This is a genomic window from Streptomyces sp. AgN23 (assembly GCF_001598115.1).
In the GTDB taxonomy this organism is placed as follows: domain Bacteria; phylum Actinomycetota; class Actinomycetes; order Streptomycetales; family Streptomycetaceae; genus Streptomyces; species Streptomyces antimycoticus.
Window position 1 is genome coordinate 8,141,176 of the sequence record NZ_CP007153.1, and the last position, 24,098, is coordinate 8,165,273.

Sequence of the window (24,098 nt, forward strand, 5' to 3'; positions counted from 1 at the left end):
GTGTGTGAACCCACGGGTCCAGATGCGTCAGGAGGGAGGTTCAGCCGTGGATTCGGTGTGTGTCGTGGTGACCCATGTCGGCGGTGGGTTCGTGCAGAAGGGCACGGGCGTTGGTCGCGTACTGGATCGCGGCGGTGTCGCTCATCCCGAAGACGGCCATCAGGTGCAGGGGGTCGCCGCCGTGTGCGAGTGCTTCCTCCAGCGTCCGGTTGATGCGGAGTTGTTCGAGGCTCACACCGCTGCCCCGCAGGATCTCCTCCAAGGCGAAGTGCGACATGGGACTGGCTTCGGCTGCCGTGTGCTTGGAGATCAGCAGATGCCGGTTGGGCGAGTGCGGCCAGTGCTCACGCCGGTAGGCAAGCCACGCCCGGACCGCGCGCTCGGTGAGCTCATCGAGGGGACGGCTGTGCCCGTCGATCACGAGTCGCCGGCTGGCGAAGTCGATGTCATCCATCTGGATGTGGCGGATCGCCTTGAGCCGGGCCGCGTGGATTGCCGCCAGCGCCACCACGACCGCCGCACGAGGACTTCCACTGGCCTGAACGGTGCGGATGACGGTGCTGGTTGCCTGCTGGGGCAGGGGCACCTTCAGTGTCCAGGGCGAACGAGTGCGTCGAATGCCCCGCGTGGGGTCTGTGAAGATTGTCCGGGTGCGGCGGCAGTGCCGAAACAGCGAACGCAGCGCCGTCAGCAGGGTCTCGGCTTGCTGACCGTGGTACCCGGCGACGGCTTCGTCGATATCGCCGCGGGTGACTTCACGCAGGTGGCCGATGGTGGCGGACCACGTGGTCAGGACGGGCAGCAGCCGGGCGAGGTAGCGGCGCACGGTGCCCTCCTGCCGGGGACGGGTGCGCTCCTCACCCTCCAGCAGGGTCATGGCCCAGGCCCGCACCGGATCGCGCAGGCCCGACTCGAAGCCGGACGTGACCTCCTCCACCCACCGGACGACAGCGGGAACACGGTCGTCGGCCAGCAAGTCCAGGTGCTCCAGGAGTTCGACGGTGCGCCGCACGCTCAGCCCGCGTCCGCTCAGGATCGGCGCGATCTCCGAGTGCAGGACCATCTCTCCGGGCCGGCGGTGCGCCAGCACCACACCCAGCGCCTGCTTGACGTCGACGACGATGTAGCGGTTCCAGCCGCGCGGCCCGGCCAGCGCGTCGGCCCCCGACCGGGCCCACGCCAGTTCCTCCGCGTGAGCATCCCAGGTGCGTCGTCGCAGATCGCGAGGGTGTACGCACAGCGGCATCTGGCGCCACCCGCGAGCCGGATCGCGGGCCATGACAGGCGGGCGGGACTCCAGAGGTGGTATGGAGGGTCGGCGACCCTGCCGCGCGAGCGCCCTGCGCATCTGCGCGAAGAACAGCTGCTGCCCGCGACCACCGGTCTCGATACGGCACAACCGGCACTGGCCCTCGCGGCAGACCAGGACCCGGCCGCACGAACGGCACGGCTTGGCCGGTCCGGGGGTCTGACGCCGCCACGAGTAACAGGCCCAGCAACGACGGCCGGGCAGAACTCCCCAGGCCAGACAGTCGATACAGCTGCCCGGCCGCCCGTCATGGCTCATCGCGAAGCTCCGGGCCTTTCACAATGGCGGCAGGGAACGGCCACCGCCGCGACGCGGCGCGATCGCCCTGACCGTGCCGGGCCCGTCGCCCGGCACGGCAGCACGCCGCACGCCTTCCCGTTCCGCCTCGACACGCTGGACCCGCTCAGGTTCCGGGACGAGCAGCTCACCGATCTCACAGCCCAGCACGACGCAGATGACATCGAGATCGGCGAGCTTGAGGCTGACCGGTTGCCCGGACCACAGCCCCGACATCTTCCCCGCAGAGATCACCAGCCCGTGCTCGGCCAGCATCCTTTGCAGCTCACTGGCTTTCCAGATGCCCCGGTTCGCCGCTGCCAGCCGAAGATTCCACTTCATCCGAGCAACCCCTCCCAGCGGGACTCGGTCCGGCGGTGGCCCTCCAACCAGGCCCGTTCAATCTCTGCGCGGTGCACATGAACGTAACGCATCGTGGTCGCCACCCAGGAATGGCCGAGCAGTTCCTGCACGGCCAACAGATCCATTCCGCCCCGGTAGAGCTCGGAAGCGCAGTAGTGCCGCAGAACATGCGGCGTCAACTTGCCTCGGTAAGCCGGAAGATGGTCCTGGGCGGCGCGCTTGAGAGCCTGGCGCAGGCAGTCGGACGTGACCCTGGTAGCCCGCCGCTCGGAAGGGAACAGCGGAGCCCCCGGCCGCAGATGGTCCTCATCCAGCAGGCCCCACACATCCTCCGCAAACCACCTCAGCACCCGATCCGCACCATTGATCAACGGCACCAAACGCTCCCTGGGGCCCGACCCCCGCGCCCCCTTGCCCATCCGGACGTGGAGTTTGCCGAACCGGCCCAGATGCCACTTCACATCGTCCCAATCCAGGTGGCGGACCTCGTTCACACGCAGTCCGACGGCAGCCATCACCCGCGCGGCAGCGAAATTACGGGCACTGGGGGCGAACTTGCGGCACTCGGCGAGTTCCCGGCGCCAGCCGGCGAAGAACGCCTCCATCTGTTCGCCGGTCGGTGGGATCCGCAACCGCGCGTCCTTGGCGCCCCGCGGACGGTTCATCTCATCGACCGGGCACTCGATCACCCGCCCCGTCACACGGTGCAACTCCGCCTTGTGCCGCAACTCCAGAAACTCGAAGTACGTAGTCAACGCCCCGGCCCTGGCCAGCCGAGTGCCCTGAGCCGCGTTGCGCAGAACCCTGCCGAAGTACATATCCGCATCCTGCGGCTCCATCTCCCACAGCGGCCGCCCGAACCAGTCCCGCACCTGCTCCAGGTTGATCACGTCGCCACGGATGGTGTCATCACTCAGCCCAGCGGCGGAACGGGCCAGCACGAACTCCGCGAACAAGTCGGTCTCCAGCGCCGCCAGTATCTCCGGATCCGCGGGCCCCCGAACGTCCCGAAGATCACGGACCACCACGAGACTCAACCCGAGCCCCCTCCACTTCACGCCGACACCGGATCCATCGGCTGACATGAGAACGACTCGGGATTCCTGAAGTTACCTCGCCGGCCAACTCCAACGGCCACTCCTCACCAAAGCCCCCGGCCCTCAAGGCCCGACGAGCCCTGCCCGGAAACAGACAGATCCGGAACTCACGGGTTGTCGCACAGACCACCGCGTAGGCCACGCGCCGCGAGCAAACCCCGGCCGGGGCTCTCTCCACAACCACCCACCACCCCACGCGGGAGACCCCACCATGCCAACCACCACCAACGCCGAAAACACCACAACCACCCCCAACCAACCCGACCCCCCTCAGCTATCCGGCGCCACCGCCGACGTATGGGCCGCACTGAACAACCAGCCCGGCACCACCAGCACCACCCTCGCCCAAGCCGCCGGTACCGGCCGCTCCACCACGACCAAGGCCCTCCGCCACTTTGAACAGACCGGCCTCGCCCACCGAGAGAGCGCCGCTCCTGACGGCAGCGGCCGCCCCGCCAACTACTGGTACCCCACACCCACGCCCACACCCGACCCTGACACCAGCACCCCACCGGACACGACGGACGAGCCACCGACCGCTGACAACGACAGCCACGAGTCGCCCACCGAGCACCACGACCACCCCGCACCCACGGCAGAGCCGTCCGCACCCTCGGACGACACATCAGCACACAGCGGCCCTGATGAAGAAAGGGAGCAGGGTTCTGCGAGCGAACCCCCACATGGAGCAGAAAACGACGATGCGCCGGCGCCCGCGTCCGAACCTCCGACACGCGAGGCAGCCTCGGAGGACACAAAGACGGAAGAGATCCAGCCGACCGTCAACCAGAACGGCTACCGGACCCGCCTCGCCCCTGGCGCCCTGCGCCAGATGGTCATCGGCCACCTCACCGCCCACCCCGACGAAGCATTCACCGCCACACGCATCAGCCGAATCATTGAGAAAAGTTCCGGCGCCATCGCCAACGCCCTGGTCACCCTGACCAAGCAAGGCATCACCGAACAGGTCACCGAACGCCCACGCACCTACCGCATCACCACGGCAGCAACCAGGAGCAGCGAGGCATAGACCGGCACGAACGGACCAGCGGCCGGGTACCCGCCACTCAGTTGGGACGGTACCCGGCCCCTCAGCTTGGAGTCATCAGGACCTGAAGATGGACGCCGATCAGGCACGTATCGACGTCGAGGCGATGGCCCTGGCGCCGGTCCCGACTCCGAAGGTCCTGTGGCGCAAGCCGCCCGTGCTTGCGATCGCCGCGGTCCCGGGGACGGCGCTCGGCCCTCAATCCTCGCCGCCCTTGTTTTGGGCAGGTCGTTTGGGAGCCAGTCGGGCAGTGAGATTGAGAGCCACCTTTCACACAGTGGTGTCAGGCTCGTCCGACCGTTCCGGTGCCGTCACGCCCGTCAGCGAGGTAGGCCGAACGGCGGTATCCATCGACGGGCCGGCTTGTTGTCATCACAGCGGCCGCTGGGAAGTGGCTCTCTACCCACGGCGGTGGGTCCGGTGTCAGGCGGGCTTGCGGGCCTCGATGAGGAACCGCGCGGTGTGGGCGACGAACGGACCCTCGCTCTGGATCTGGTCGTGCAGCTGCCGCAGCCGGTCCCGGTACTGGTCGACGGTGAACCCCGGCACCATCCAGATCACCTTCCGCAGGAAGTAGATCACCGCGCCGACGTCGAAGAACTCGGTGCGCAGGGACTCCGAGCGCAGGTCCTCGACCTTCAGCCCGGCCGCCTCGGCCGCCCAACGGGCGTCGTCGGGGTGCCGTTTGCGGCGCACCTCCTCCGGCTGCGGGCCGAGGAAGTACTCGACCAGCTCGAAGACGCTGGCAGGGCCGACCTGCTGGGAGAAGTACGCGCCGCCCGGCCGGAGCACCCGGGCGATCTCCTCCCACCAGACGGTCACTGGGTGTCGGCTGACCACCAGGTCAAATGCCTCGTCGGCGAACGGCAGCGGCGGCTCGTCCTCGTCTGCGACGACCACCACTCCCAGTGGATGCAGCAGCGGGGTGGCCTTGGCGATGTTCGGCTGCCAGGACTCCGTGGCCACCACCAGCGGCGGCAGCTTCGGCACCCCGGCCAGAACCTCCCCGCCACCGGTCTGGATGTCCAACGCGGCCGAGGCCCGTGCCATCCGCTCACCCATCAGACGCTGGTAGCCCCACGACGGGCGCTGTTCGATGGCCCGCCCCTGCAGCCAGGAGAAGTCCCAGCCCTCCACTGGGGCCGACTCCGCCTCCGCCACCAGATCCTCAAACGTTCCTGTCATACCTGAACCGTCCCAGCTCGGCCCGTGGATCGGCGACCGGATATCGCTGTCCCGGCGCATGCGTCGGCTGCTGCCGCACCCGAGACGCTCTCGGAGTCACTAAGGGTTGCTCGAGCACCAGGCTTCCCCTGCACCGCGTCGCTCGAACGAGTGACATCCGGCGTTGCAGGCATCCCGAGAGCTGAGGCTCCAACCGCCAATTCACAAGGGTGCAAGCGGCTCTCATTTCCGTTGCCCGAGTGGCTCTCGTTCACTCTGTCGATAACACCGCCCTCACCGGGACCAGCGTCGACAACGCGATGGACTGGACGAAGTTCGTCAAGCGCAACTGGACCGAGTACATCGCCAGCCGTCGAGACGGCAGCTGATCATGTGCAGACCTGAAAGGTGCCTTCACCCATCAGGCTGTGCGGCCTCCCCTGCCGTCTCCGCGGTGATGGCCCAGCGCTCGTGGTCTCGCCATTCGCCGTTGATGAACTGGAAGGCGGTCGAATAGCCCTCGCGCTCGAAGCCCAGACGCTTGACCAAGGCCAGCGAGGGGGTGTTGTCGGGCTGGATGTTGGCTTCCAGCCGGTGCAAACCCAGCTCGCCGAAGGCATGCTGGATGAGGAGCCCGAGCCCTTCGGCCATGTAGCCGTGGCCGGTCGTAGAGGCGTACGCGGTGTAGCCCAGAGTTCCGCTCTGGAGGGTGCCTCGGACGATGTTGTTGATGTTGACCCCGCCAACAATGGCGCCGGTGCTGCGCAGGCAGATCACGAAGCCTTCATGCGTGGGCTGCTCGAACCGTTGAAGGCGGCTTTCGAACGCTGCCTCCGTGGTGTCCCGGGCGCCCAGCCAGCGCTGGAGCATCTCGGCGCTGTCTTGAGCCAGCACCGTCAGCTCGTCGTTGTCCTGACGGCAGACGTGGCGGATGGCCACCCGCGGTCCTTGCAAAAGGTAGCTGCTGATTGCCATCCAGGGATCTTATGCAGCCGTCCGTCTGAGCTCCCCATCACCGTACGCATCCCCTCCGACGTGTTCCGCGAGGTCCGCGGGCCGAGGTCGACGACCGATCGGTGGCCTCGTAGATCCGCACTGTCGAGCACGAGCTCAGGCGAACGGCGCGGTCGAAGACCACACCCCGAACCACTGCTCGGCGCCGTACGCCTCGAATCGCTCCAGCTCGGTGAACCCGAGCTTCGCCGCGAGGCGCATCGAGCGGACGTTGGCAGTCTGGGTGTAGAGCACCACCGGCTCACCGGGAAGCGCGCCGGCAAACCAGTCGAGTGCCGCTGTGCACGCCTCGGTGGCGTACCCGCGTCCCCACGCCTGCGGCAGGAATAGGTAGCCGAGCTCGGTGTCCCCTGCCTCCAGGCGGTTTCCCGGACGCTCCGGGTCTTGCGGGTCGAGCTGGATTGTGCCGATCGCCGCTCCATCCAGCTCGACCACGAAGAAGCCAGGGCGCCGCCCGGGCACCTCCGGCATCGTGCGTTCAAGCTCGGCACGCGGTCGAGGACCACCGAGGTAGGTGCCCACCTCTGGCGAGGCGTTCAGCTCGATGACCGCTGCGCGGTCCCGGGCCTCGGACTCGCGGAGTACGAGCCGCTCGGTCTTTATCGGGGCAGGAGGCCAGGCGAGGGGTCTGAGGTCAGTCACGCCGGTCAAGCTAGCCAGCGACTCGGCAGCGATCAAGACGGCGACGCGTTGGACCCCACCGACTCAACAGTCCGCTTCAACCCAAGGCATCGCTCAGCGAGCCGAGAATTCACCTGCTCTCTGAGACCAGGCATACGACACCTGCGGAACAACTGCTCTGCGCCGGTACACACCCGGGCGGATGCGCACTTCGAGATGGCCGACGCGGTTCTTGGTGGCTGTTGTGGTTCCGAATCTGAGGGCGGTGTTTTCGCTGTTCAGGCGTAGGGCCGGTGATCTGGAGAAAGTGGTGATCGTGTCGTCGCTCCCCGGGAGGTTGCGGATGCCGTCGGTCGTTGGATTGCTGGAACAGCACGAGCTCGCGGCTCGCCATCGAGTCGCTCGCATGTTGGATCCGCCGTTGGGCCTGTAGTGGTGGCTTGATCGGCATACTGACTGGCTTTACACGCCTGACGCCCCTACAGGGAACTCCGTGCAGCCCTGCTGCGCGACCAAGGTGAGGCGCCCGCAGCGCAGAGCGTTTTGGTCCGCGCGCGGGTTGACGAGCTATTGACGATGCTGGAAGACCCCGAGACCGCTGGGCGCGCCGCGGAAATCCTGGAACAGCTCGTCCAGATCATCCACGGCAAGACCCGACCCGTTGACTCTCCCAATGGCATACATGGAAAGGGCCCTGTCAGCGGTCGTCGTACGGGCCGCTGACAGAGCTCCTCATGTGATCGCGTTACCGGCCACCGCACCCCGCGTGTCCGCAGCCGCCGCAGGAGCCGCCGCTGTTGCACACGCACGGGCAGGGGCCCACACGTCTACGGCTTGCCGTGGGGGCACCGGTGCGCTGCTGGGGCAGGGAGAAGGTGGGTGGCGTAATTGGGCGGTCGGGGTTGGCGCGGTGGGCTGCGGTGTCCAGCAGGCGCAGCCGTGCCGGGTAGGGGCGTTGGTCGAGGCGAGTTAGGTAGTGCGGGAGGGTGGGGTCAGTCAGGCCGGTGAGCTGCCATCCGGCGGCGTTGATCAGGTGGGAGGCGGCTTCTGCTTCGAGCCATGCGGCGTGGTGGGGTGAGATGCGGGTGGCGTGCTTGTTGCAGACGTGTTCGGTTGCGGTGTTCAGCACGCTCGCGAGTGCGGATCGTGCGCTGACGGCGTCGCGCATGAGGAGGCGTTGGCTTTGGGTGAGGATCTTGTGGACCAGGGCGCGGTGGTGGTGGAGGTCAGGCGTCGTCATGGAGGCGGTTCCTTTCATCCGGTGTTCGGCGCTGTCCGGCGGGTGCGCGCAGTAGCACATGGCGGTGGCGTGGGGAATGCGCGCGGCGGGTTGGCACTGTGGTTCCGACAGTCGGAGCGCGGGTGCTCGGCGGACTGTTCGTAGGCCGTGGCGGCTCGAGGTACGGCGGTGCCCTGCGGGAGGCGGCGGGTGCTGGGGAGATGCCGGTTATGCGGCGAGGAGGGCGAGTTTGTAGGCTTCGATGACCTGGTTGAGCTGGTTCATCTGTTGTGCGTAGCGGGTGGCGTTCACGTCGATGGCGCGGCTGGTGTGTTGCAGGAATCCGAGCGGAACGGTCTCGGTCTGGTTCGCGTGGGCTGGGACGTGGCGTAGGTGGTCGCAGGTGTTCCTGGCGTAGTAGCGCAGCTCGCCGTGGAGGTGATCGGCTTCTTGTGCGGTGGTCCAGAGCAGTTCGGCCAGGGGCCCCAGCGCGGTGTCGGTGAGGCGGCGGTGGCGGCGCAGCGTTGCGTAGCCGTCGTTGCCCAAGGCGGTGCGCAGGACGGTTTCGCCGGGACCGGTGTGGGTGGATGGGCTGGTGTGGGACCGTGGGTTGCTGAGGGGACTGTCCATGGGGGGCGCCCTTTCGCTTGGGGGCTCATGCCGCGCCGTAGCGGCAGGTCGGGGCGTGTGCTTCGTCGGTGTCGAAGGTGTCGGGGTAGGTGGCGGGGGTTGGGCCGTTGCTGAGTGGGGCTGGTCCGGTGGTCAGGTGGGTGCCGAGGTCGGCGAGGTGGCGGACGGTGGCCAGCGGTACGGGTGCGGCGCACACGGGACAGGGGCCGAGGAGTTCGAAGGGCTCGTCCTCGTAGAGGGGGTAGCGGGCGAGGAAGGTGTATTGGGTACGGGTGGTCGGGCGGGTGGCGATGGCCAGGAGGGGTTCGCCGGGTGTGGTGCGGCGCTTGCTGTCCGGGGTGATGGTGATGTGGTGGAGGCTGAGGCCGAGGGTGCTGGCGAGGCGTACGGCGGTGCGGGCGTGGTCGAGGCCGCGGTGGGGTCCGTATTCGCTGGCGGCGGCGGTCTGCTGGATGAAGGCGGAGGCTGCCTGGGCTTGTTCGGCGATGGAGGTCATGGGCGGTGTTCTCCTTGTGGGCCGGTGCTGGCGGGGGCGGCTTGGGGAGTTGCCGGGAGGCGGCTCGGGTAGGTGGCGGTCAGGTTGGGCGGATGCGGGTGCGTTCCCTGGCACAGGCCCATGAACTTTCGGAGGTGGTCTGGGCACCGATCGCTCCTCCTGCGTACGCGGAACAGGGCTTGAGCAGGGTGGTGTTCAGGGGCACGGGGTGACGGTCAGTGCGCCGATCTCGGGATCAGGGAGGGTGTGGCGCGGGACCGGGGCCGGGTCGGTGAGGGCGCGGCATAGGGCGGCCATCAGGTGGGTTGGGGTGGCCGGGGAGGCTACGGCGACCCACAGCACCATGGCGTCGGCGGCGCGGCGGGCGGCGCACAGCCAGTTCGCTCCGCCCTTCCCGGTGGCGCCGGGGACGGTGGCGGTGACGACGACGGCCTGCTCGTTGGGGGCGTACCAGGAGTCGTCTTGGCGGCCGATGTCGCGGATCCATCCGGCTGCGGCGAGTGCCTCGGTGGCCTTGTGGGGGGATTGGGGCGGCAGGAGGTAGCTCGGACCGTCCTTCGGCGCGAGCCCGGGGGTGTCGTCGGCTACGGCGGCGGCGAACGCGGCGGTGATTTCGGGTGGGGTGTCGTGGGAGAACCACGCTGTCCAGGTCACACGTGCGGCGGGGCAAGGACTGGCCGTGAACTCCCAGGCCATCAAAGGCTTCCCGGGCTGCTCGGCCCGGCTGCGGAGGTGGCGCGCGTGGCGCTGGCCGCTGGGGTCGCGGTAGTCGGTATGGCACGGCTCGCGGATGGCCTTCCATCCGGCTGCCAGGAGCACGTCGTCGGCTGTGGTCACAGCGGCGGGCTCAGGCCCTGCGAGGTAACGGGGCGCGATCAGATAGAGCGGCGTGCTGGGGCGATTCCGGTCCTGCATGATGAACTCCTGGCGGGGTATCGGGTGGGAGATCCGTGCTGTCGGCGTCGTTTCGGGTGGTGAGGTATTCGCGGTCTCGCCGTTCCGGCCACCGGAATGGCAGTGTTCTCTCCCGATCGCTGGTGGCGGCGACGCGGGAATGTGTCGCGGTATGTGGCGTGTTGGTGATGTGACATGACCTGTCGCTCCTTGTGAATGGAATAGGGAAATCGGGGGCAGTGTGTTGTCATCCGGTCGTCGAGGCGGAGCAGCAGGCCTTCGGTCGGGACCTCTGCCAGGACTGCTGGGCACTTCAGGTGGTACTTAGCCTGCGGCCTCTTTTGCCTGCCTTTGAATCCGAATTCGACCACACTCCTTATCGCCCAGCCTCATGGGCACACGTCTCCCGTAGCAGCTTCTTCCAGTTAATTCTCTGCGAATTTCCGATTCCGGCTATTGCCGGGAATGCGACCAATGTAGCTCGATATCGGGGGTCGGTCGACATTGATGGCGGCTGCGAATTGCTGGAATTATCGCGAATTCACGACCGTATCGGAGGGGTATTCCACGGGTGGGCGACGCATCGTGTCGTGGGGTGTGTGATGGCCTGCGTGTGCCGGGTTCGACGAGGCCAGGCAGCCGACTTGGGGGCTACAGGTGGGGGCGGCGCCCCGGCCCGGTTGGGCCGGGGGTGCGGGGTCTGGTGCGCGGGCGGTGCGGCGGCGCGGCTATCGGGTGGTGGTGAGGGCGGTGGTCGCGGCTTTGACGATCGCGGTGATGGCCTGGGCCGGGTGGGTCACTTCCAGCAGCGTGGCGCCCGGCAGCGGGCACGGGTCGGGGGCGAAGGCGAGCCATAGCACCGCGCACCCGGCGTTCTTCAGGGTGGTGATGCGTTGGGCTGCGCGGGTGGCTTCGTCGGGGTGGTAGTAGCCGTCGGAGGCGATGACCAGCAGGCGGCCCGTTCCGGGCTGGGTGAGGGCGAGCCCGGCGCACAGGGCATCGATGGCCTCGGCGAGGCTGTGTCCCAGCCCTCTGGCCTCGAAGCGGGTGACCCTGGTGGGGGCGTGGCCGGGTACGGTGATGGCGGTCAGGGCCCGGTCGTAGGCCACGGTGGCGGTGCGTGAGTCGGGGTCGGTCAGTGCGGTGGCTTTGGTCAGGATCCAGGCGGCCGAGGCGATCGGGTCTGCTGCGCTGTTCATGGATCCGGACACGTCGACCGCGATCCCCACGCGCAGTGGCGGTGTGGGGTTGGGGCGGCGCTGGGTCCGGGTCCAGGGTGTGGCCGTGGGGGTGGCTCCGGCCGCCTTCTGGGCTTCCCGGGCGAGTGCTTGGCGCATGTTGAGGCGACCGGGTGGGGCGGCTGAGGGGGTGTGGGTGGTGGTGCGTTCGCGGTAGGCGGCGGTTCGCAGGGCCCTGGCGAGCTGTCCGGCGGCGGCCTTCTCGGCTGCGGTCGGCAGCCGGGTGCCGGTCACGGGGGACGAGGTGGCGCGCTTGCGGGGTTTGCCGGGTGTGAACGGTCGTGCTCCGGGCGAGAAGACCCGTTCCGCCGTTTTGGCCGCTTGCCGTTCGTGGGTGGCCTGGGCGGCTTTCGCCTCGGCCCGGGCGGTTCGGGCGGCGGCGACCCGTGCCTGTGCGGCGGCCTGCGTGGCTTCGTTCGCCTGCACCCGTACCGCCACTCTCCCGATGGCCTCGGCGAGTTCGCCCCGTGGGCCGCTGCCGGTGGGTTCGGGTGCGGTGGCTGGTGTGCCGAGGGCTTGGCACCAGGCGTGCGCGTGATCCAGCATGCCGGGCGCGTCGTCGTCGGCGGTGGCGTGGGCCGCTGTCCAGATCTGGGTGAGGGTGTCCAGCAGGTCGGGGCCGAGGATGCTGGTCACGGCCTGTTCGAGGGGTTCGGTTTCGTCCGGGTCGAGGATTCCGGCATCCCTGCGGGCGAGGATCAGACCGGCGGCCCGGGCGGCCTGCCAGCGGTCGCTGGGGGTCTGCGCGGTGATGTCGGCGAGGATGAGGGTTTGGGTGGCCGATCGCAGGAACGGGCGGTCGGCGGGGCGGCGGGTGAGATGAGCGCGTTCGGCGCGGGACTCCTCCAACAGCTGGGCCGCCCTGTCCAGCGCGGTCCCGCGCAGATTGGGCGGGGTGGTCCAGATGCTGTGCGCGGCGTGCGCGGCCTCGTGGACCAGGACTCCCCAGGCGGCCGGGTAGCGTTCCTCATCACCGCGTCGGTCGGGGTTGATGGTGGCCGGTGGCAGCGGGGCGAAGAGGGCGGCATCGATCTCCAGCTCGGCCGTGGTGGGGTAGAAGGCGCCCGGGGCGCCGGAGCGGGTGCCGTCCTGGCAGGTGACGATCACGTCCTTGCGGTCCGCGAGTTCGGGGAGCCGTCCGGTCAGGGCTGCGGCGATCCGGCCCCATTGCCCGGCCCGTGCGGCCGGGCGGGGTTCGAACGGCGGGCCGCCGTCGTCCTCCCACCTCGCCTGGGCCCATTCGGCCTCGGACAGTGCGGGCGGCTGGTGCTGTACGTGGGCGGTGGTCTGCGTGGGCATGGCGGATCGGTCCCTTTCTGCGGGCGTCGGGGGCGGGTGGGGCGGTGGCCGATGGGCCGGAGGTGCGGGTCAGAGTTGGCGGCCCAGGGACAAGGCGGTCACCGGCTTACCCAGCGCTTTGGTGACGATCTCGGCGACGGTGTCGCGGTCTTCGAGCGGGGCGATGCCGACCAGATTGGCGAAGGCCGCCTCGGCGCCCAGGACATCGGCGATCTTCTGAAACGCGATCAACTCGCGTAGTTGCGGCGCCCAGCCGACTTCACCGGCCTGCTGGCAGGTGGCGAGGTTCCTCGCGATCCGTACCGCTGTCCTGTTGATCTTCAAGGCGGTCGCCAGGTCGTAGTCCGACCCCACCTGGATCTGTACCGAGAACCGGCTGGCGAGGGCCTCGGTCAGCACCGCGCCATGAACCCCGGGGTTGTGGCCCGCGATGACATAGAAGCCCTCGGCGGCGGAGATCGTCTCACCCTTGTGCGCCTTGACCTGAATCTGACGCCGCCCGTCAATCGCCGGATACAGCGCTGCCAGCACCTTCGGGGAGATCAGGGTCGCATCGTCCAGCAGCAGAGCCCGCCCCTCCTGCATAGCCGTCACCAACGGCCCGTAGATGAACTCATAACCACCATGCTGATCCTGGGTGTACTCCCCGATCAGGTCACCGACCGTCGTGTCACCGTCCCCGGCAACCGTGATCAGGTCCGGAAAGGCGGCCTCGATCAGAGAGGTCTTACCCGTCCCCGGCGGACCGTAGAGCAACACCGGCACATCCGCCTCGCGCAGCCGCCGCAACGCCTCAACGTCGGGGAGGTTGGCCAGCGCCCTGGGGTGGTACTGCTGCCCGTTCGGGCGGGTCACCGGCCCGGGCCGCCCACCCGGCGGGCCAACGGCGGGCGTCGGCCGAGCGGTGGAGGGCGGGGCCGGGGGCGTACGAGCCGGGGCGGGTGGCCCGGGTGCCGTGGCCTGTGCGGCGGCTGCGGCGGTGGTCGCTGTCGCCCGGTACATACGGGGGTTGAAACCGACTCGCACCGCTTCACCCCGGCGTACGAGGGTTTCACACGCGTTACCGATCGCACCGCCGGAATGCCCCAGCATGTTGACCAGCTCCGTGACACTGAACTGCGCCCCCGGCGGGCCCCCGACCAGGGCCTTCGCGATACGGGCCCGCAACTCGCCCGGACGGGCCTTCCCATTCACCGGGGTTGTGGAGGCCGACGGGCCTGTCGGAGGGTTCGGTGTGGCCGAGTTGGGCGTCGGAGACAACTGAGCGGCACTGGTCATCGCAGTCTTCCCTTTTCGCATCCCTGAGCCTTTCGGGCATACTCCACCTGTAATCCGTATTCAGGCGGACCCTGTTGGCCTGGATTTCTTTCCCGGAATCCCCGGGAACACGACTAATATAGCTCGACTCGCGGGTCGTTTCGACGAGAATTCGGGCTGAGAATTGCTGGAATTCTCGTGAATTCGCGACGGGAATTCATGGCAATTCGCGGGGGCACGACGCTTTGCGTCGTGCACGGCCGGGTGGACGACGCTTCCCCAGGCCACCCGGCGCGGCCACCCGGCGCGGCCACCCGGCGCGGCCACCCGGCGCGGCCACCCGGCGCGGCCACCCGGCGCGGCCACCCGGCGCGGCCACCCGGCGCGGCCACCCGGCGCGGCCACCCGGCGCGGCCACCCGGCGCGGCCACCCGGCGCGGCCACCCGGCGCGGCCACCCGGCGCGGCCACCCGGCGCGGCCACCCGGCGCGGCCACCCGGCGCGGCCACCCGGCGCGGCCACCCGGCGCGGCCACCCTCGGCTACGCCTGGGTGGCCGCGCCTCATCTCGAGGCGTCGGCCGACTGCAACGTGCCGACCGGCGAGGAGCTTATGGGGTTAAGGAATGGAAGGTGGCTGAGGACGGGGCACGCCTTGCGGACAGGTGAGCGGGCAGCCGTTGCAGGGTGAGTTGCGGTGGCCGGGGCCGCCGGGTTCAGGTAGATCGGGATGTGTTTCTGCACCGATATACAGTCGCCCTCGCCGGCGTCCGGCTCGTATACGGCCTGTACTGCGGTGATGCGGTGTGCGGGGGCGTCGCATCCAAGGGCGGCCCCGGAAACGGCCCCCGGAACGACTACGGAAACGACGGGGGAAACGCCAGCGAGCCATGCAGGCACTTCGCTGGTCCATCCGCTGCTGCATGGATGCCTCGGGATTCGCGGGGCATCCAGGGAAGAGTTGGACTATGCCGAGTGGACGGAGCGGCTGCGTGCTGTGAGCAGGGCTCGGGTGGCGGGGTCTGGTTCGAGGCCGAGTTCGTTGAGGTGGCGCGTGAGGAGGGTGAAGGTGTGGCGGGCGGTGTCGTGGCGTCCGGCGGCTTGGTGCAGACGGATGGCGTGCTGGTAGAGCAGTTCGTGGGTGGGGCTGAGGCTGATGGCCTTCTCCAGCAGGGCGAGTGCGGAATCGGCGTCCTGCCGGGTGCCGGTGTGCTCGGCGCGGTGGGCGATGCGGGCGACGGCGTCGGCGGCCTTGCTCGCCAGTGATTCGCGAATGCTGTCACACCAGGGGTAGTCGCCGCCGTGGGCAAAGGGGCCGTGATACAGGTCCGCCGCGAGCCGTAGGGCGGACAGGCGCAAGGCTTCGTCGGTGGCGGTCGCGGCGCGCTGGAGGGTTTGGGTGAAGGCAGCGAGGTCGGTTTCGATCAAGCCAAGATGGAGTTTATGCAATTCTCCATGAAGTTGGATGAATTCCGCTTTGCTGTGCCCGGTGGCTGAGCGGAGCGCGCGCCTTACGGCCCGGCGAAGGTTCTTGAGTTCCTTCGCAGACTGGTCGGAATCCTCGCTGAGGCGGAGGTGACGCGCGATGTCGTCGGCGATCAGCCCGGCTGGATGGGCAGCGAGGAGGGCGAGGAATTCTCGTACTTCATCGCGCAGCCCTAGCCCGACGGGCTCGGGGTTCGGGTGAGCGTAGAGCGTCACCGGTCCCAGAACGTTCAGGCGGACTGGCTTGGCTGGTCCTGGCTCTCGTGGTTTTACGGGCCCTACGGGCTCCGCTCGGACAGCCGGTGGATCGTCTTCCGGCTCCTGCTCGGCATCCTCGCTGTCCGCGTCTTGCGGCAGGTGTGCGGGGGCTCGGGCGCCGGGGACCATGCGCGGGCGCGGTCGCTCATCGTGCGCGGTGAGGAGGACGTCCAGGACTTCGCGGCCGGCCTGCGGGGTGAGGTGGAACAACCGCAGGCCACTGCTCCGATCACCGCTCTCCTTATCCCGGCTGACGGTGCCGTCTGCCGCGACATGCCAGGAGGCAGCGCCGGGCAGATCGCCCAGGGTGAGGACGACGAGGTTGCCATGCGTGGCCCGGGCGGCCAGTGCGGTGAGGCGGCCAGTGTGCGCGGCATCCGGCTCGGCGAGGAAGACCAAGGTGCCTGGGCTGGGCTTCTCGTCCTTGGCGTCAGGGGTTGCCAGGGGCGGTTCGCCTCCGGCTTCTTGCGTATCGTGCCGGTGGCGGGCGTGCGCGAGGAGGTGCTCTTCTCCGCGGCGGACAGCGTGGTCCAGGTCCTCGGCCGTGGTCAGGGCACTGAAGTCGGGCGGGAGACCTGGCAGGAGCCGGTCAGCCAGGTCGTGGGTGAGGACCCCTGTGACGCGTGGTGTGCCAGGACGTTGGCGTTCGGCCGCGTTGAGGATGCCGACCACCAGCGCGCGGGCGGCTGCCTCAGCACCGGGCCCATTCCACGCGCATCCTCCGGCTTCCGCGAGGGCGTCCAGTGGGACTTCAGCGTGACCGGCGGTGCCGATAGTCACCGTGGAGGGAGGCTGGGCTGGTTGAGGCGGGGTGCGGCGTGTGATCAAGCTGTCTGGATCGGCAGTGGTGGTTCGGGGCAAGGCGGCCTCGCGGGCGGCCAGAACCGCTTGTTCGACCACGGGGCTCAACGGCGGGGGCTCCGCATCGAGACCGGGACGACGGGATCTGCTCTGGTAGAAGCGGAAGAAGCGCAGGGCGGCAAGGAGGCCGGCCGCAGTGGTGATGCCGATGGCGCCCGCCGCGCCGATGCTCACCGTGGCCGGTCCTGGCCGCGTGTGGCTCGTGGTGTGCTCGCTGGTGGCTCGGCCGTCGGCGTCATGCTCCATAGCCAAGTCCGGCGTCGGCTCCGTGGTGGGGGTGACAGGCTTACTCGGGGCGGAAGCCTTGGCTTGCGGGGGCGTGGGCTGGGTGGGAGGGCGTGGTGGTGAGGCGGAAGCGGTGATGGGGATGGCGAGTTGCCAGCCGGGCGTGATCACATCGGGGTCGGTCAGTCGCGTACCGTCGGCCTGGACGCGGGTCTTGTTCAGGGCGTAGATCCGCGGCCACTTCAGCGGATCCCCGAGGTGGGTTTCAGCGATGTCCCACAGGGTGTCGCCTTCCACCACGGTGTACTCCACACAGCGGGGCTGGGCGCTGCCTACTGCTCGCGTCCGCGGGCGTCCGTCCTCCACCGGTCCCGGATGGGCAGGAGCCGTCGAGGCGACATCGGCACGCAAGCCCCCAACCGGGGTGTGTTGGTGAGCATGCGCGGCGGAGGGCCGCCAGAGGCTGATCAAGGCGAGTACGAGTGTGCCCACGCACACTGCGGCGAACGCGCGTCGCAGAGGCAGAGTGTCCACATGCGCCGCATGGGCCGTTTGGTCGCGCAGCAGCCTCGGCAGATGAGCCGCGTACCAGGTGGTTTCCTTCAGGATGGAGTAGGCGAACGCAGCCCAACACACCCAGCCCAGCATCGCCAGCAGGTCGACCATCACGAGATCGGTGACGGGCTGCGTCAGCCGGTCACCCAGGTTCCGCCACGAGCCGATACGGTCGGGCCACGGCACTTCGGCCGCCTGCCAGAGGATGTACGGCATGCCGCCCAGGAGGGCGAGGATGATGGCGCTGGTGCCGGTGGCCGTGACGGCGGCGCGTAGCCGCGCCCGCCACGAGGATCGGTAGGCCATACGCGGATTCGCCCCTCTTCAGCTTCACAAGTGCGCTACGGGTTGGCGCGTTCGGCACGCACGGTGGCACGGGCGGTGACGGTCAGCGTGCGTACGCCGATCACCCGCAGGATCTGGGCGGGCTGGTGGTGGGTGACCCACACAGTGACCTCATCGCCGTGAACCGTGGCCCTGCCGGTGTCACCGGTGGCGGCGACGTACGAAGTGGCGGCCCGGGTGGCCTTGCCATTCGAAAGCCGGATGTCATCCGCGCTGCGGAGTCGGCCGACATCGAGCTGCTGGGCACCGGTCCGGGCCGCCTCCTGCGCCACGTCCAGCGCGTGGGCCTTTCCGGCCAGAGCCAGTCCGCCGTCGACGACGATCCCGGCGAACAGCCACAGCGCCGCCACCACGCCGATCACGAACGCGGTGACCTGCCCCCGGTCTCTATTCGTCGCCACCGTCTCGCGGACAACTCTCAAGGACGCTGAGGGTTTCACGGTGCGCTCCGGTGCACGTCCACCGGGGAGGAGGCGGTGCCGCTCACCCTCACCCGGCCCGGCATGCCGGTGTGGGTGAGGTGGTGAAGTGCGACGGTACAGGTGACTTTCGCGGTGACGGTGCCACCCGGCTGGAGTCCGCTGGTGATGAGCGCGACCGTGGGGTGCTCGCATCCGGCCCCCGCGTGATGGAGCGCGGTCTGCGCGGTGCGCCGGGCGCCGGTGCGGGCGGCGGCTTCGGTGCGGGCGAGGGAGGCCGCCCGGGCGGCCTGGTGAGCGGTGTCCGCCACGACGAGTCGGGCGTCGGCCAGACGCCCCAAAGCGACGACCATCATAAGAACGAGCAGGAGCAGCGGGGTGACCAGGACGAGTTCCACGGCAGCCGAACCGCGATCCGCCGAGGACGGGGCAGCGCTCGTTCCCTCGTTCACGCGTGCCCTCCTGCGGGGGTGGTGATGCGCTCGACCGCACCCGAGGCCGTGCCGCTGGCCGTCAGATGCAAGCCCGGCAGAACCGGCATCACCCTCCCCTGCACACGCACCACAGCTTGCGTGGCGGTACGGCGGACCGTTACCGACGGGGCGGTGAGGACACGGCTGCCGAGCTGGGTCAGGCTGCGGACGCCTCGCGCGTGGCCGTCTGCCGCGCTGCCGTGCTGTACCCGTGCGGCGGCCAGGGCGCGTTCGGCCGCGTACTGGGCGATGTGCCGGGCGTGCCAGGCCAGCGCGAACTGGACGATCAGCAACGTGAGCATCAGCAGCGCCGGAACGACGACCACCAGCTGGGTGGTCACGGCGCCGCGGTCGCCCCGGAATCCGCGCGGCACGCGCAACAGATGGTTCACCGGCTTATCCCAGGTCGATGGAGTGGGCCTTGGCGAGGACCTTGGCGACGATGATGCCGACCACGGTGAGGGCGAGGACGGTCAGCAGCGCGGTGACCACGATGGTTTCGGTGGTGTAGCCCGCGTCACCGCGGGCATGGCGGCGTACCAGGGCGGTGTGGTTGCGCAGTGTGGCGGCAATTGCTTGCAGGCGTGGGTGGAGCATCAAGAGCGTTCTCCAAAACGTCCGAAGGCGTACAGCGGGGTGATTGAGGGCATGCTCGTCAGCTCACCGCGAGGACGTGCACGAGGGCGGGATAGCCGATGAGGAGCAGAAACGCGGCGAAGAGAAGCACGACGGGCAGGGACATCTGCTCGGTGGCTGCCTGGGCCGCCCCGTCGGCTTCTGAGAGTCGGCGTCGTCGCATGGCGCGCGCTTTCGCGGCCAGGGAGGCACGGACCTTGGCGCCCTCGGTGCCGGCCAGACTGAGCGTGGCGGCGAGTTCCGTCAGATCACTGACCTGTAGGTGTTGTCCGAGGTCGCCCAGGTGCTGCCAGGGGCTGGTCCGGGTGAGCTGGGCGACACGCAAGGCATGACGCAGTTTGGATGCGGCCCAGCCGTGGGGTGCCTGGACGGCGTCGGTCAGGGCCTGCTGCACGCCGGCTCCGCCGGCCAGGGAGATCACCGTCAGGTCCAGGATCAGGGTGAGCGTGTGCCGCATCTGGCGTCGGCGTTCGGCTGCCGCCTTGCGCATGGTGATGTCCGGGAGGAAGAACAGCACTCCCGCGAACACGAGTGATCCGGCCAGCGGCATCCACCAGCCCGCGTCGGCACCCGTGCCGACCCGGGTCAGGGCGACCGCGATCCACGGTGTGGCCAGACCGGTGGCAGTGCAGGTCGCCTTGCCCGCCAGGTGCTTGTCCACATCCCGCCCGCAGGTGGCAAGATCGGCGCGTAGAGAAGCGGTGGGGAAACCGAGCGCCCGCACCAGCGGTACGGCCCTACGACCGAGGCGTGTTGCCCACTCCGTCTCCTCGTCCGGTGCGATCGCATCGGCCCGCTTCGGGGACATCGCGTCGAGAGCGGCCATCACGTCCGCAAGCGCGGGCCGCGGTGGGCGCAGGCCGTAGGTGAGTGCGACCAGTCCGGCGCCGAACACGCTCCCCAGCACGACGGTGATCATCGTGTCCTCCCCGTGTCGTTCGTGGCTTCGGCGGGGTGGTGGCCGATGAGGCGAACGGGTTCGTGTACACGGCCGATAGCGGACAGCCAGGTGAAGGAGGCCGCGAACAGGGCACCGACGACGGCCAGGACCAGCTGGCCCGTCAGGGTGTTGAAGGGGTCCAGATAGGGTCGGTTGAAGACGGTCAAGCCAACAGCCATGCCGAGGGTGACGGCAACCGTGACGCGGACGCCGGTGCGGATGCTGGCACGGCCCGCGTCGATGCGCTGGCGCATGGCCACCTGTTCGCGCACCGAGTCGGCCAGCTCACCCAGCAGAGCGGCGAGCTGGCTGGCCTGCCGTTCGGCGGCCATCACCAATGCGGCGACCACGACATCGGCGAGCGGGTCGTCCGCGTCGTTAGCGAAGGTCCGCAAGGCAGCGGGCAACGGCCGGCCGGAGCGGACCGATACGGCCAAGGCGCTCAGCTCTCGCCGCAGAGCGGTGGGCGCGATGTCGGCTGTGGTCAGGACAGCCTGCTCCAGCCCTGCCGCCGCGGAGAGGGTGTCGCGCAGCATCTCCGTCCACAACGCGAGCGCTTCCAGCCGCTCCGTCCGCAAAACCGCTGCCCGATCAGGGCCGAGCAGACCGGGGAGGGTCAGAAGTGCCGCAGTGGTCAGTACCGCTGCCACGGGCCATCTCATCAAGGCTCCAACCATCACCCCCGCCACTACGGCGGCGGTAAGGCGGCGTTGGTTCCACCCCGCGGGAAGACGACGGGCCAAACGCTGCCCCCACCCTGCCCTCGATCCTTCGGAGGAGGGTCGACGTAGGGCGCCACAGATGATCAGGAGAAGGCCGGTGCCGAAGGCGACGCCGAGAACGGCGGCGATGGCACTCGCGGTGTCACCCAGCCTCGTTGGCGTCATTGTTCGGCTCCCCACCAGGTGAAGCCCGCCGCTTCGGCATCCAGTCCGGCATAGATCAGGTCCTGGAGTGTCTCAGCCCGCAAAGGTGTCGCCCGGACAGCGCGGCCGTCGGGCCCGGGTCGGTAGATCTCGTTCGAGACCAGTTGTGCCCCGTCGGCGTCGACGACCTCGCGCACAGAACCGATCACGCGTTTCCCCGTCGCGTCCCATCCCAGATGCACGACGAAGTGGACGGCGGAGGCCACCAACAGGTTGGTGGCCTCCAGCGACAGCCTCTCGGGAGCCTGGGCGGCGTACGCGGCGAGCTTGGTGAACACCCCTCGGGAGGTCGAGGCGTGGATGGTGGACAGGGAGCCGTCGTTGCCCTGGCTCATGGCGTTGCACATCGGGATGACCTCGTTGCCGCGAATCTCGCCGACGATCACACGGTCCGGTGACATCCGTAGCCCCCACCGCACCAGTTCCGCCTGGTCAATCGCGCCTTGACCCTCAATGTTCGGTTCCCGTGCCTGCATGGCCACCACATTGGGGTGAGAGGCCGTATCGGTGTTGAGGCCGAGCTCGAAAGTGTCCTCGATGGTGATCAGCCGCTCAGCCGGCGGGATCTGTGAGGCGAGGGCCCTCAGCACGGTGGTCTTCCCGACGTTGGTGCCACCGCCGATGATGATGTTCTTCCGAGCCCGCACAAGCGCCGAGAGGAAACCGGCCATGGACTCATCACACGTTCCAAGGCGCACCAGGTCGTCCATGGACGCGGCAGGGAACCGATGACGGCGTACTGACAACGAAACGCGGCCGGTCACGGCCATCACCGCGAACAGCCGAGACCCGTCGGGGAGCTGGAGATTCAGCCGGGGTACGCCGCGGTCGAAGCGGCGTTCCTCGCCGTCTACGCTCGCGGCCAGGGTGCGTACCAGTTCGATCAGTTCGGTGTCCGAAGCCGCCACTGGAGCACCTGGCTGCCAGGTGCCGTCCGCACGGCGGATCCACACCGCATCACACCCGTTGACACAGATGTTCTCGATCGTCTCATCTGCCAGCAGCCGCTCCAGCGTGCCGCTGCCGAACAGCGCATCCATAACAGCCTGCGCGATACGTTGCTCCGCCGTGCGGCCCATTGCACCACCGCCCCGGGCGAGGGCGACGCGGGCCAGCGATGCGAGCTCCTCGTCCACCAAGCGCCCCACCGTCGCGCGGCGCTGGGACTCGGTCTCCGGCGGCAGCCCCGCGGCTTCTCGCTCATCGGCGTAGTGGGCCAGGCGGGCTACTACGCGCTGGCGCACCTCTGCGGCCAGCTTGTGCTCCTCGCCGCGGCTCTGCTGGACCAGTGTGTTGTTCATGATGCGGACTCCTTCGGCGCCAGGCCCGCCGCTCGACGGAGGTGCCCGCCGGGGGGTGGCACGGCGCCCAGCCCCGCGAGATCACCACTCAGCCCCTTCGTCACCACCTCGTCGGTGCCGCTCAGCTGCCGTGCGGCAGCCCCCGCAGCCGCCATCAACGGCGATGCCCTCCACCCCCTGGCCCGCAGCGCCGAACGAGCGCGGCCGGCCAGAACGTCAGCCGCCTTGGGGTCCCAGGGCAGGAAGATCACGCGGCCCACACCGAGCGTCGCGGTGATCTCCCCTGCCGCGTACGGGCACGGACCCACCACAGCCAGCACGTACCGCTCCATGCGCGGCCCGGCTTCCGAAAGGTGAGCGTATGCATGCGCCAACGCGTCCGCCCCTCCCCGGGACACCAACACCACCGCCTCAGCTGCCCCCACCACACCCGAGGCATCGTCGCCGATGCGGCCCATATCCAGCAGAACTGTTCCCCGGTCGCTCTCATCTCCTCGCAGCACACGCTGACCCGGGCCGGCCACCAAACGCACCGCCTCTCCACACGCCCCGCCACCCGCCGGTGAAGCCACCACACGGACCCCGAACGGCAGGTCCGTAGCCGCGGCCAGGAGCGAACCCGGCTGTTCCTGGCGGGCGGAGGTGGCCACATCCAACAGCCCCGGCGTGTGCGGACACCCGAACCGGACGGCCAGATCCCCACCCGAAACGTCGGCCTCGACCACCACCGGCCGCACCCCGTGATCCGCCCGGTCCGGCCACACAGCCGCCAGCGCCAGAACGGTCGTCGTCACCCCCGGCGCGCCCTTGACCGACCCCACCGTGATCAACCGCCTCACGGCGCCTCCCGCCCCTCGGCGGGGAGCACCACCACACGCGGGTGCTCCAGCCCAGCGGCCCGCCGCACCGCCCCCGTCTCCACCAGGACCGTCACCACTCGCGGACCACCTGGAGAGTCAGCGGTCTTCGCGGCGGTCACCGTCCCCACGACAGGGGCGACATCCTCCTTCTCCTCACCGCCCCTGCCCGCGGGCCCGCCCGGGCCCTCCAGCACCGCGACGCGGTCACCTCGCACCACCTCGGGCGACGCATTGCCCACCTCGATGGCGAAGGCCACCTCCGACTGCCCCCGTGGCGGAAAGGCCCGGGCGCCTCCGAACTGTCCCGGTGCCAACAACGACCCGGCCACCAGCGGAACTTTGGCCCGCTGTCCCAGCACCCTCGCCCGGTCCGCCGCCAACACCACGCCAGTCTCGGATGCCACCTCCGCCTGACGCAGATCATCCGCGGCGAGAACGTGCCCAACCGGCACATCCCGCGCCAGCACCAACACCTTCTCCCGCCCCCCAACCGCTGAAGCGACCATCACGAAACCAACCGCAGAGACAACCACTGTCCCCACGCCTGCCCACACCCATCCCGGTCTGCGCCGCACCCCGCCGGTCGCCGCAACCGGCCGCTGCTGCGGATCAGACCGGCGCGCACCCGGCAGACCGCTACCCGCGCCTCGGGGGCGCGAAGGTGACATAGAGGCACCCACAAATCACTCCGGAAGAGAAAGAAGACGAACTGATTGGCATCGGCATGCATTCCGACAGACCCCATGTACCGCCGTGGCATCAGCGCACGACGACAGCCTGTACCTCATCGACCGCAAGCGGCCTCTCGGTGGCTATCACCAGCCCTGGCACCCGCCCCGTCTGTCCGCCGCCATGCCACTCGACATCCCACAACACCCGGACCGATACCTT

At 69.1% G+C, this 24,098-nt stretch carries 24 protein-coding genes and 1 pseudogene; 3 read left to right on the forward strand and 22 right to left on the reverse strand.

Annotated elements, in window-relative coordinates:
• Positions 1 to 40: 40 nt before the first annotated feature.
• The 3 genes from AS97_RS35335 to AS97_RS35345 all read right to left on the reverse strand — a co-directional run bounded on the left by AS97_RS35335 (position 41) and on the right by AS97_RS35345 (position 2,973).
• Positions 41 to 1,246, reverse strand: a complete 1,206-nt coding sequence (locus AS97_RS35335; RefSeq protein ID WP_210566288.1) for a hypothetical protein — start codon at positions 1,244 to 1,246, stop codon at positions 41 to 43.
• Between the two features lie 339 nt (positions 1,247 to 1,585).
• Entirely contained in the window at positions 1,586 to 1,927 is a 342-nt protein-coding gene (locus AS97_RS35340) for a helix-turn-helix transcriptional regulator (RefSeq protein WP_210566289.1), read from the reverse strand.
• Positions 1,924 to 2,973 (reverse strand): site-specific integrase, encoded by a 1,050-nt coding sequence (locus tag AS97_RS35345; protein ID WP_282615701.1) that lies wholly within the window; start codon positions 2,971 to 2,973, stop codon positions 1,924 to 1,926. Before AS97_RS35345 ends, AS97_RS35340 begins: the two co-directional genes overlap by 4 nt.
• A gap of 283 nt (positions 2,974 to 3,256) precedes the next feature.
• Here AS97_RS35345 and AS97_RS35350 point away from each other — a divergent pair, with 283 nt between their 5' ends.
• Positions 3,257 to 4,075 carry a hypothetical protein gene (locus AS97_RS35350; RefSeq protein ID WP_210566291.1) on the forward strand — a complete coding sequence of 273 codons (819 nt, stop codon included), beginning with the start codon at positions 3,257 to 3,259 and terminating at the stop codon, positions 4,073 to 4,075.
• A gap of 82 nt (positions 4,076 to 4,157) precedes the next feature.
• Positions 4,158 to 4,289: pseudogene (locus AS97_RS47835) on the forward strand (aminoglycoside phosphotransferase family protein); the annotation flags it as partial.
• A gap of 227 nt (positions 4,290 to 4,516) precedes the next feature.
• On the opposite strand, the gene AS97_RS35355 reads toward AS97_RS47835, so the two are convergent.
• Positions 4,517 to 5,278 (reverse strand): class I SAM-dependent methyltransferase, encoded by a 762-nt coding sequence (locus AS97_RS35355; RefSeq protein WP_210566292.1) that lies wholly within the window; start codon positions 5,276 to 5,278, stop codon positions 4,517 to 4,519.
• Positions 5,279 to 5,517: 239 nt separating this feature from the next.
• Here AS97_RS35355 and AS97_RS48705 point away from each other — a divergent pair, with 239 nt between their 5' ends.
• Entirely contained in the window at positions 5,518 to 5,646 is a 129-nt protein-coding gene (locus tag AS97_RS48705) for a hypothetical protein (RefSeq protein ID WP_282615702.1), read from the forward strand.
• Positions 5,647 to 5,671: 25 nt separating this feature from the next.
• Here the strand turns inward: AS97_RS48705 and AS97_RS35360 are convergent, their stop codons facing one another.
• The 18 genes from AS97_RS35360 to AS97_RS35445 all read right to left on the reverse strand — a co-directional run bounded on the left by AS97_RS35360 (position 5,672) and on the right by AS97_RS35445 (position 23,875).
• On the reverse strand, positions 5,672 to 6,232 hold the full coding sequence (locus tag AS97_RS35360; RefSeq protein ID WP_210566293.1) for a GNAT family protein: 561 nt from the start codon (positions 6,230 to 6,232) through the stop codon (positions 5,672 to 5,674).
• A 135-nt stretch (positions 6,233 to 6,367) separates the two neighbouring features.
• Complete coding sequence (locus AS97_RS35365) at positions 6,368 to 6,913, reverse strand: GNAT family N-acetyltransferase (RefSeq protein ID WP_210566294.1); 546 nt, start codon at positions 6,911 to 6,913, stop codon at positions 6,368 to 6,370.
• A 724-nt stretch (positions 6,914 to 7,637) separates the two neighbouring features.
• Positions 7,638 to 8,132 carry a hypothetical protein gene (locus AS97_RS35370; RefSeq protein WP_210566295.1) on the reverse strand — a complete coding sequence of 165 codons (495 nt, stop codon included), beginning with the start codon at positions 8,130 to 8,132 and terminating at the stop codon, positions 7,638 to 7,640.
• Positions 8,133 to 8,339: 207 nt separating this feature from the next.
• The gene (locus tag AS97_RS35375) at positions 8,340 to 8,741 is read right to left on the reverse strand and encodes a hypothetical protein (RefSeq protein WP_210566296.1); all 402 of its coding nucleotides are present in this window, start codon (positions 8,739 to 8,741) and stop codon (positions 8,340 to 8,342) included.
• 25 nt (positions 8,742 to 8,766) lie between these two features.
• The gene (locus tag AS97_RS35380; protein WP_210566297.1) at positions 8,767 to 9,237 is read right to left on the reverse strand and encodes a hypothetical protein; all 471 of its coding nucleotides are present in this window, start codon (positions 9,235 to 9,237) and stop codon (positions 8,767 to 8,769) included.
• Positions 9,238 to 9,432: 195 nt separating this feature from the next.
• Complete coding sequence (locus AS97_RS35385) at positions 9,433 to 10,152, reverse strand: DUF317 domain-containing protein (RefSeq protein ID WP_210566298.1); 720 nt, start codon at positions 10,150 to 10,152, stop codon at positions 9,433 to 9,435.
• Positions 10,153 to 10,859: 707 nt separating this feature from the next.
• Positions 10,860 to 12,668: a hypothetical protein gene (locus tag AS97_RS35390; RefSeq protein ID WP_210566299.1), complete on the reverse strand. Its 1,809-nt coding sequence runs from the start codon at positions 12,666 to 12,668 to the stop codon at positions 10,860 to 10,862.
• A 69-nt stretch (positions 12,669 to 12,737) separates the two neighbouring features.
• Entirely contained in the window at positions 12,738 to 13,760 is a 1,023-nt protein-coding gene (locus tag AS97_RS35395; protein ID WP_247204848.1) for an AAA family ATPase, read from the reverse strand.
• A 1,129-nt stretch (positions 13,761 to 14,889) separates the two neighbouring features.
• Positions 14,890 to 17,613: a BTAD domain-containing putative transcriptional regulator gene (locus AS97_RS35400; protein ID WP_210566300.1), complete on the reverse strand. Its 2,724-nt coding sequence runs from the start codon at positions 17,611 to 17,613 to the stop codon at positions 14,890 to 14,892.
• Between the two features lie 35 nt (positions 17,614 to 17,648).
• A complete protein-coding gene (locus AS97_RS35405) occupies positions 17,649 to 18,074 on the reverse strand; it encodes a pilus assembly protein TadG-related protein (RefSeq protein ID WP_247204588.1) in 426 nt (141 codons plus the stop codon).
• 14 nt (positions 18,075 to 18,088) lie between these two features.
• Positions 18,089 to 18,523: a TadE/TadG family type IV pilus assembly protein gene (locus AS97_RS35410; protein ID WP_282615703.1), complete on the reverse strand. Its 435-nt coding sequence runs from the start codon at positions 18,521 to 18,523 to the stop codon at positions 18,089 to 18,091.
• A complete protein-coding gene (locus AS97_RS35415) occupies positions 18,520 to 18,936 on the reverse strand; it encodes a TadE family protein (RefSeq protein WP_210566302.1) in 417 nt (138 codons plus the stop codon). The genes AS97_RS35410 and AS97_RS35415 overlap by 4 nt, the downstream gene beginning before the upstream one ends.
• Before the next feature lie 4 nt (positions 18,937 to 18,940).
• On the reverse strand, positions 18,941 to 19,141 hold the full coding sequence (locus AS97_RS35420) for a hypothetical protein (RefSeq protein ID WP_014055881.1): 201 nt from the start codon (positions 19,139 to 19,141) through the stop codon (positions 18,941 to 18,943).
• Positions 19,142 to 19,199: 58 nt separating this feature from the next.
• Entirely contained in the window at positions 19,200 to 20,099 is a 900-nt protein-coding gene (locus AS97_RS35425) for a type II secretion system F family protein (RefSeq protein WP_210566303.1), read from the reverse strand.
• A complete protein-coding gene (locus tag AS97_RS35430; RefSeq protein ID WP_247204589.1) occupies positions 20,096 to 20,770 on the reverse strand; it encodes a type II secretion system F family protein in 675 nt (224 codons plus the stop codon). Before AS97_RS35430 ends, AS97_RS35425 begins: the two co-directional genes overlap by 4 nt.
• 233 nt (positions 20,771 to 21,003) lie before the next feature.
• Entirely contained in the window at positions 21,004 to 22,347 is a 1,344-nt protein-coding gene (locus AS97_RS35435; RefSeq protein ID WP_210566305.1) for an ATPase, T2SS/T4P/T4SS family, read from the reverse strand.
• Positions 22,344 to 23,186, reverse strand: coding sequence for a hypothetical protein (locus tag AS97_RS35440; protein ID WP_210566306.1), 843 nt, complete (start codon positions 23,184 to 23,186; stop codon positions 22,344 to 22,346). The genes AS97_RS35435 and AS97_RS35440 overlap by 4 nt, the downstream gene beginning before the upstream one ends.
• Positions 23,183 to 23,875 carry an SAF domain-containing protein gene (locus AS97_RS35445; RefSeq protein WP_210566307.1) on the reverse strand — a complete coding sequence of 231 codons (693 nt, stop codon included), beginning with the start codon at positions 23,873 to 23,875 and terminating at the stop codon, positions 23,183 to 23,185. The genes AS97_RS35440 and AS97_RS35445 overlap by 4 nt, the downstream gene beginning before the upstream one ends.
• Positions 23,876 to 24,098: the final 223 nt, after the last annotated feature.

Coding starts and splice junctions, on each gene's coding strand:
- AS97_RS35335 (WP_210566288.1), bottom strand. CDS start 1,246: ATGCCGCTGTGCGTACACCCTCGCGATCTGCGACGACGCACCTGGGAT.
- AS97_RS35340 (WP_210566289.1), bottom strand. CDS start 1,927: ATGAAGTGGAATCTTCGGCTGGCAGCGGCGAACCGGGGCATCTGGAAA.
- AS97_RS35350 (WP_210566291.1), top strand. CDS start 3,257: ATGCCAACCACCACCAACGCCGAAAACACCACAACCACCCCCAACCAA.
- AS97_RS35355 (WP_210566292.1), bottom strand. CDS start 5,278: ATGACAGGAACGTTTGAGGATCTGGTGGCGGAGGCGGAGTCGGCCCCA.
- AS97_RS35360 (WP_210566293.1), bottom strand. CDS start 6,232: ATGGCAATCAGCAGCTACCTTTTGCAAGGACCGCGGGTGGCCATCCGC.
- AS97_RS35370 (WP_210566295.1), bottom strand. CDS start 8,132: ATGACGACGCCTGACCTCCACCACCACCGCGCCCTGGTCCACAAGATC.
- AS97_RS35375 (WP_210566296.1), bottom strand. CDS start 8,741: ATGGACAGTCCCCTCAGCAACCCACGGTCCCACACCAGCCCATCCACC.
- AS97_RS35380 (WP_210566297.1), bottom strand. CDS start 9,237: ATGACCTCCATCGCCGAACAAGCCCAGGCAGCCTCCGCCTTCATCCAG.
- AS97_RS35385 (WP_210566298.1), bottom strand. CDS start 10,152: ATGCAGGACCGGAATCGCCCCAGCACGCCGCTCTATCTGATCGCGCCC.
- AS97_RS35390 (WP_210566299.1), bottom strand. CDS start 12,668: ATGCCCACGCAGACCACCGCCCACGTACAGCACCAGCCGCCCGCACTG.
- AS97_RS35395 (WP_247204848.1), bottom strand. CDS start 13,760: ATGCTGGGGCATTCCGGCGGTGCGATCGGTAACGCGTGTGAAACCCTC.
- AS97_RS35400 (WP_210566300.1), bottom strand. CDS start 17,613: ATGGCCTACCGATCCTCGTGGCGGGCGCGGCTACGCGCCGCCGTCACG.
- AS97_RS35420 (WP_014055881.1), bottom strand. CDS start 19,141: ATGCTCCACCCACGCCTGCAAGCAATTGCCGCCACACTGCGCAACCAC.
- AS97_RS35425 (WP_210566303.1), bottom strand. CDS start 20,099: ATGATCACCGTCGTGCTGGGGAGCGTGTTCGGCGCCGGACTGGTCGCA.
- AS97_RS35435 (WP_210566305.1), bottom strand. CDS start 22,347: ATGAACAACACACTGGTCCAGCAGAGCCGCGGCGAGGAGCACAAGCTG.
- AS97_RS35445 (WP_210566307.1), bottom strand. CDS start 23,875: ATGTCACCTTCGCGCCCCCGAGGCGCGGGTAGCGGTCTGCCGGGTGCG.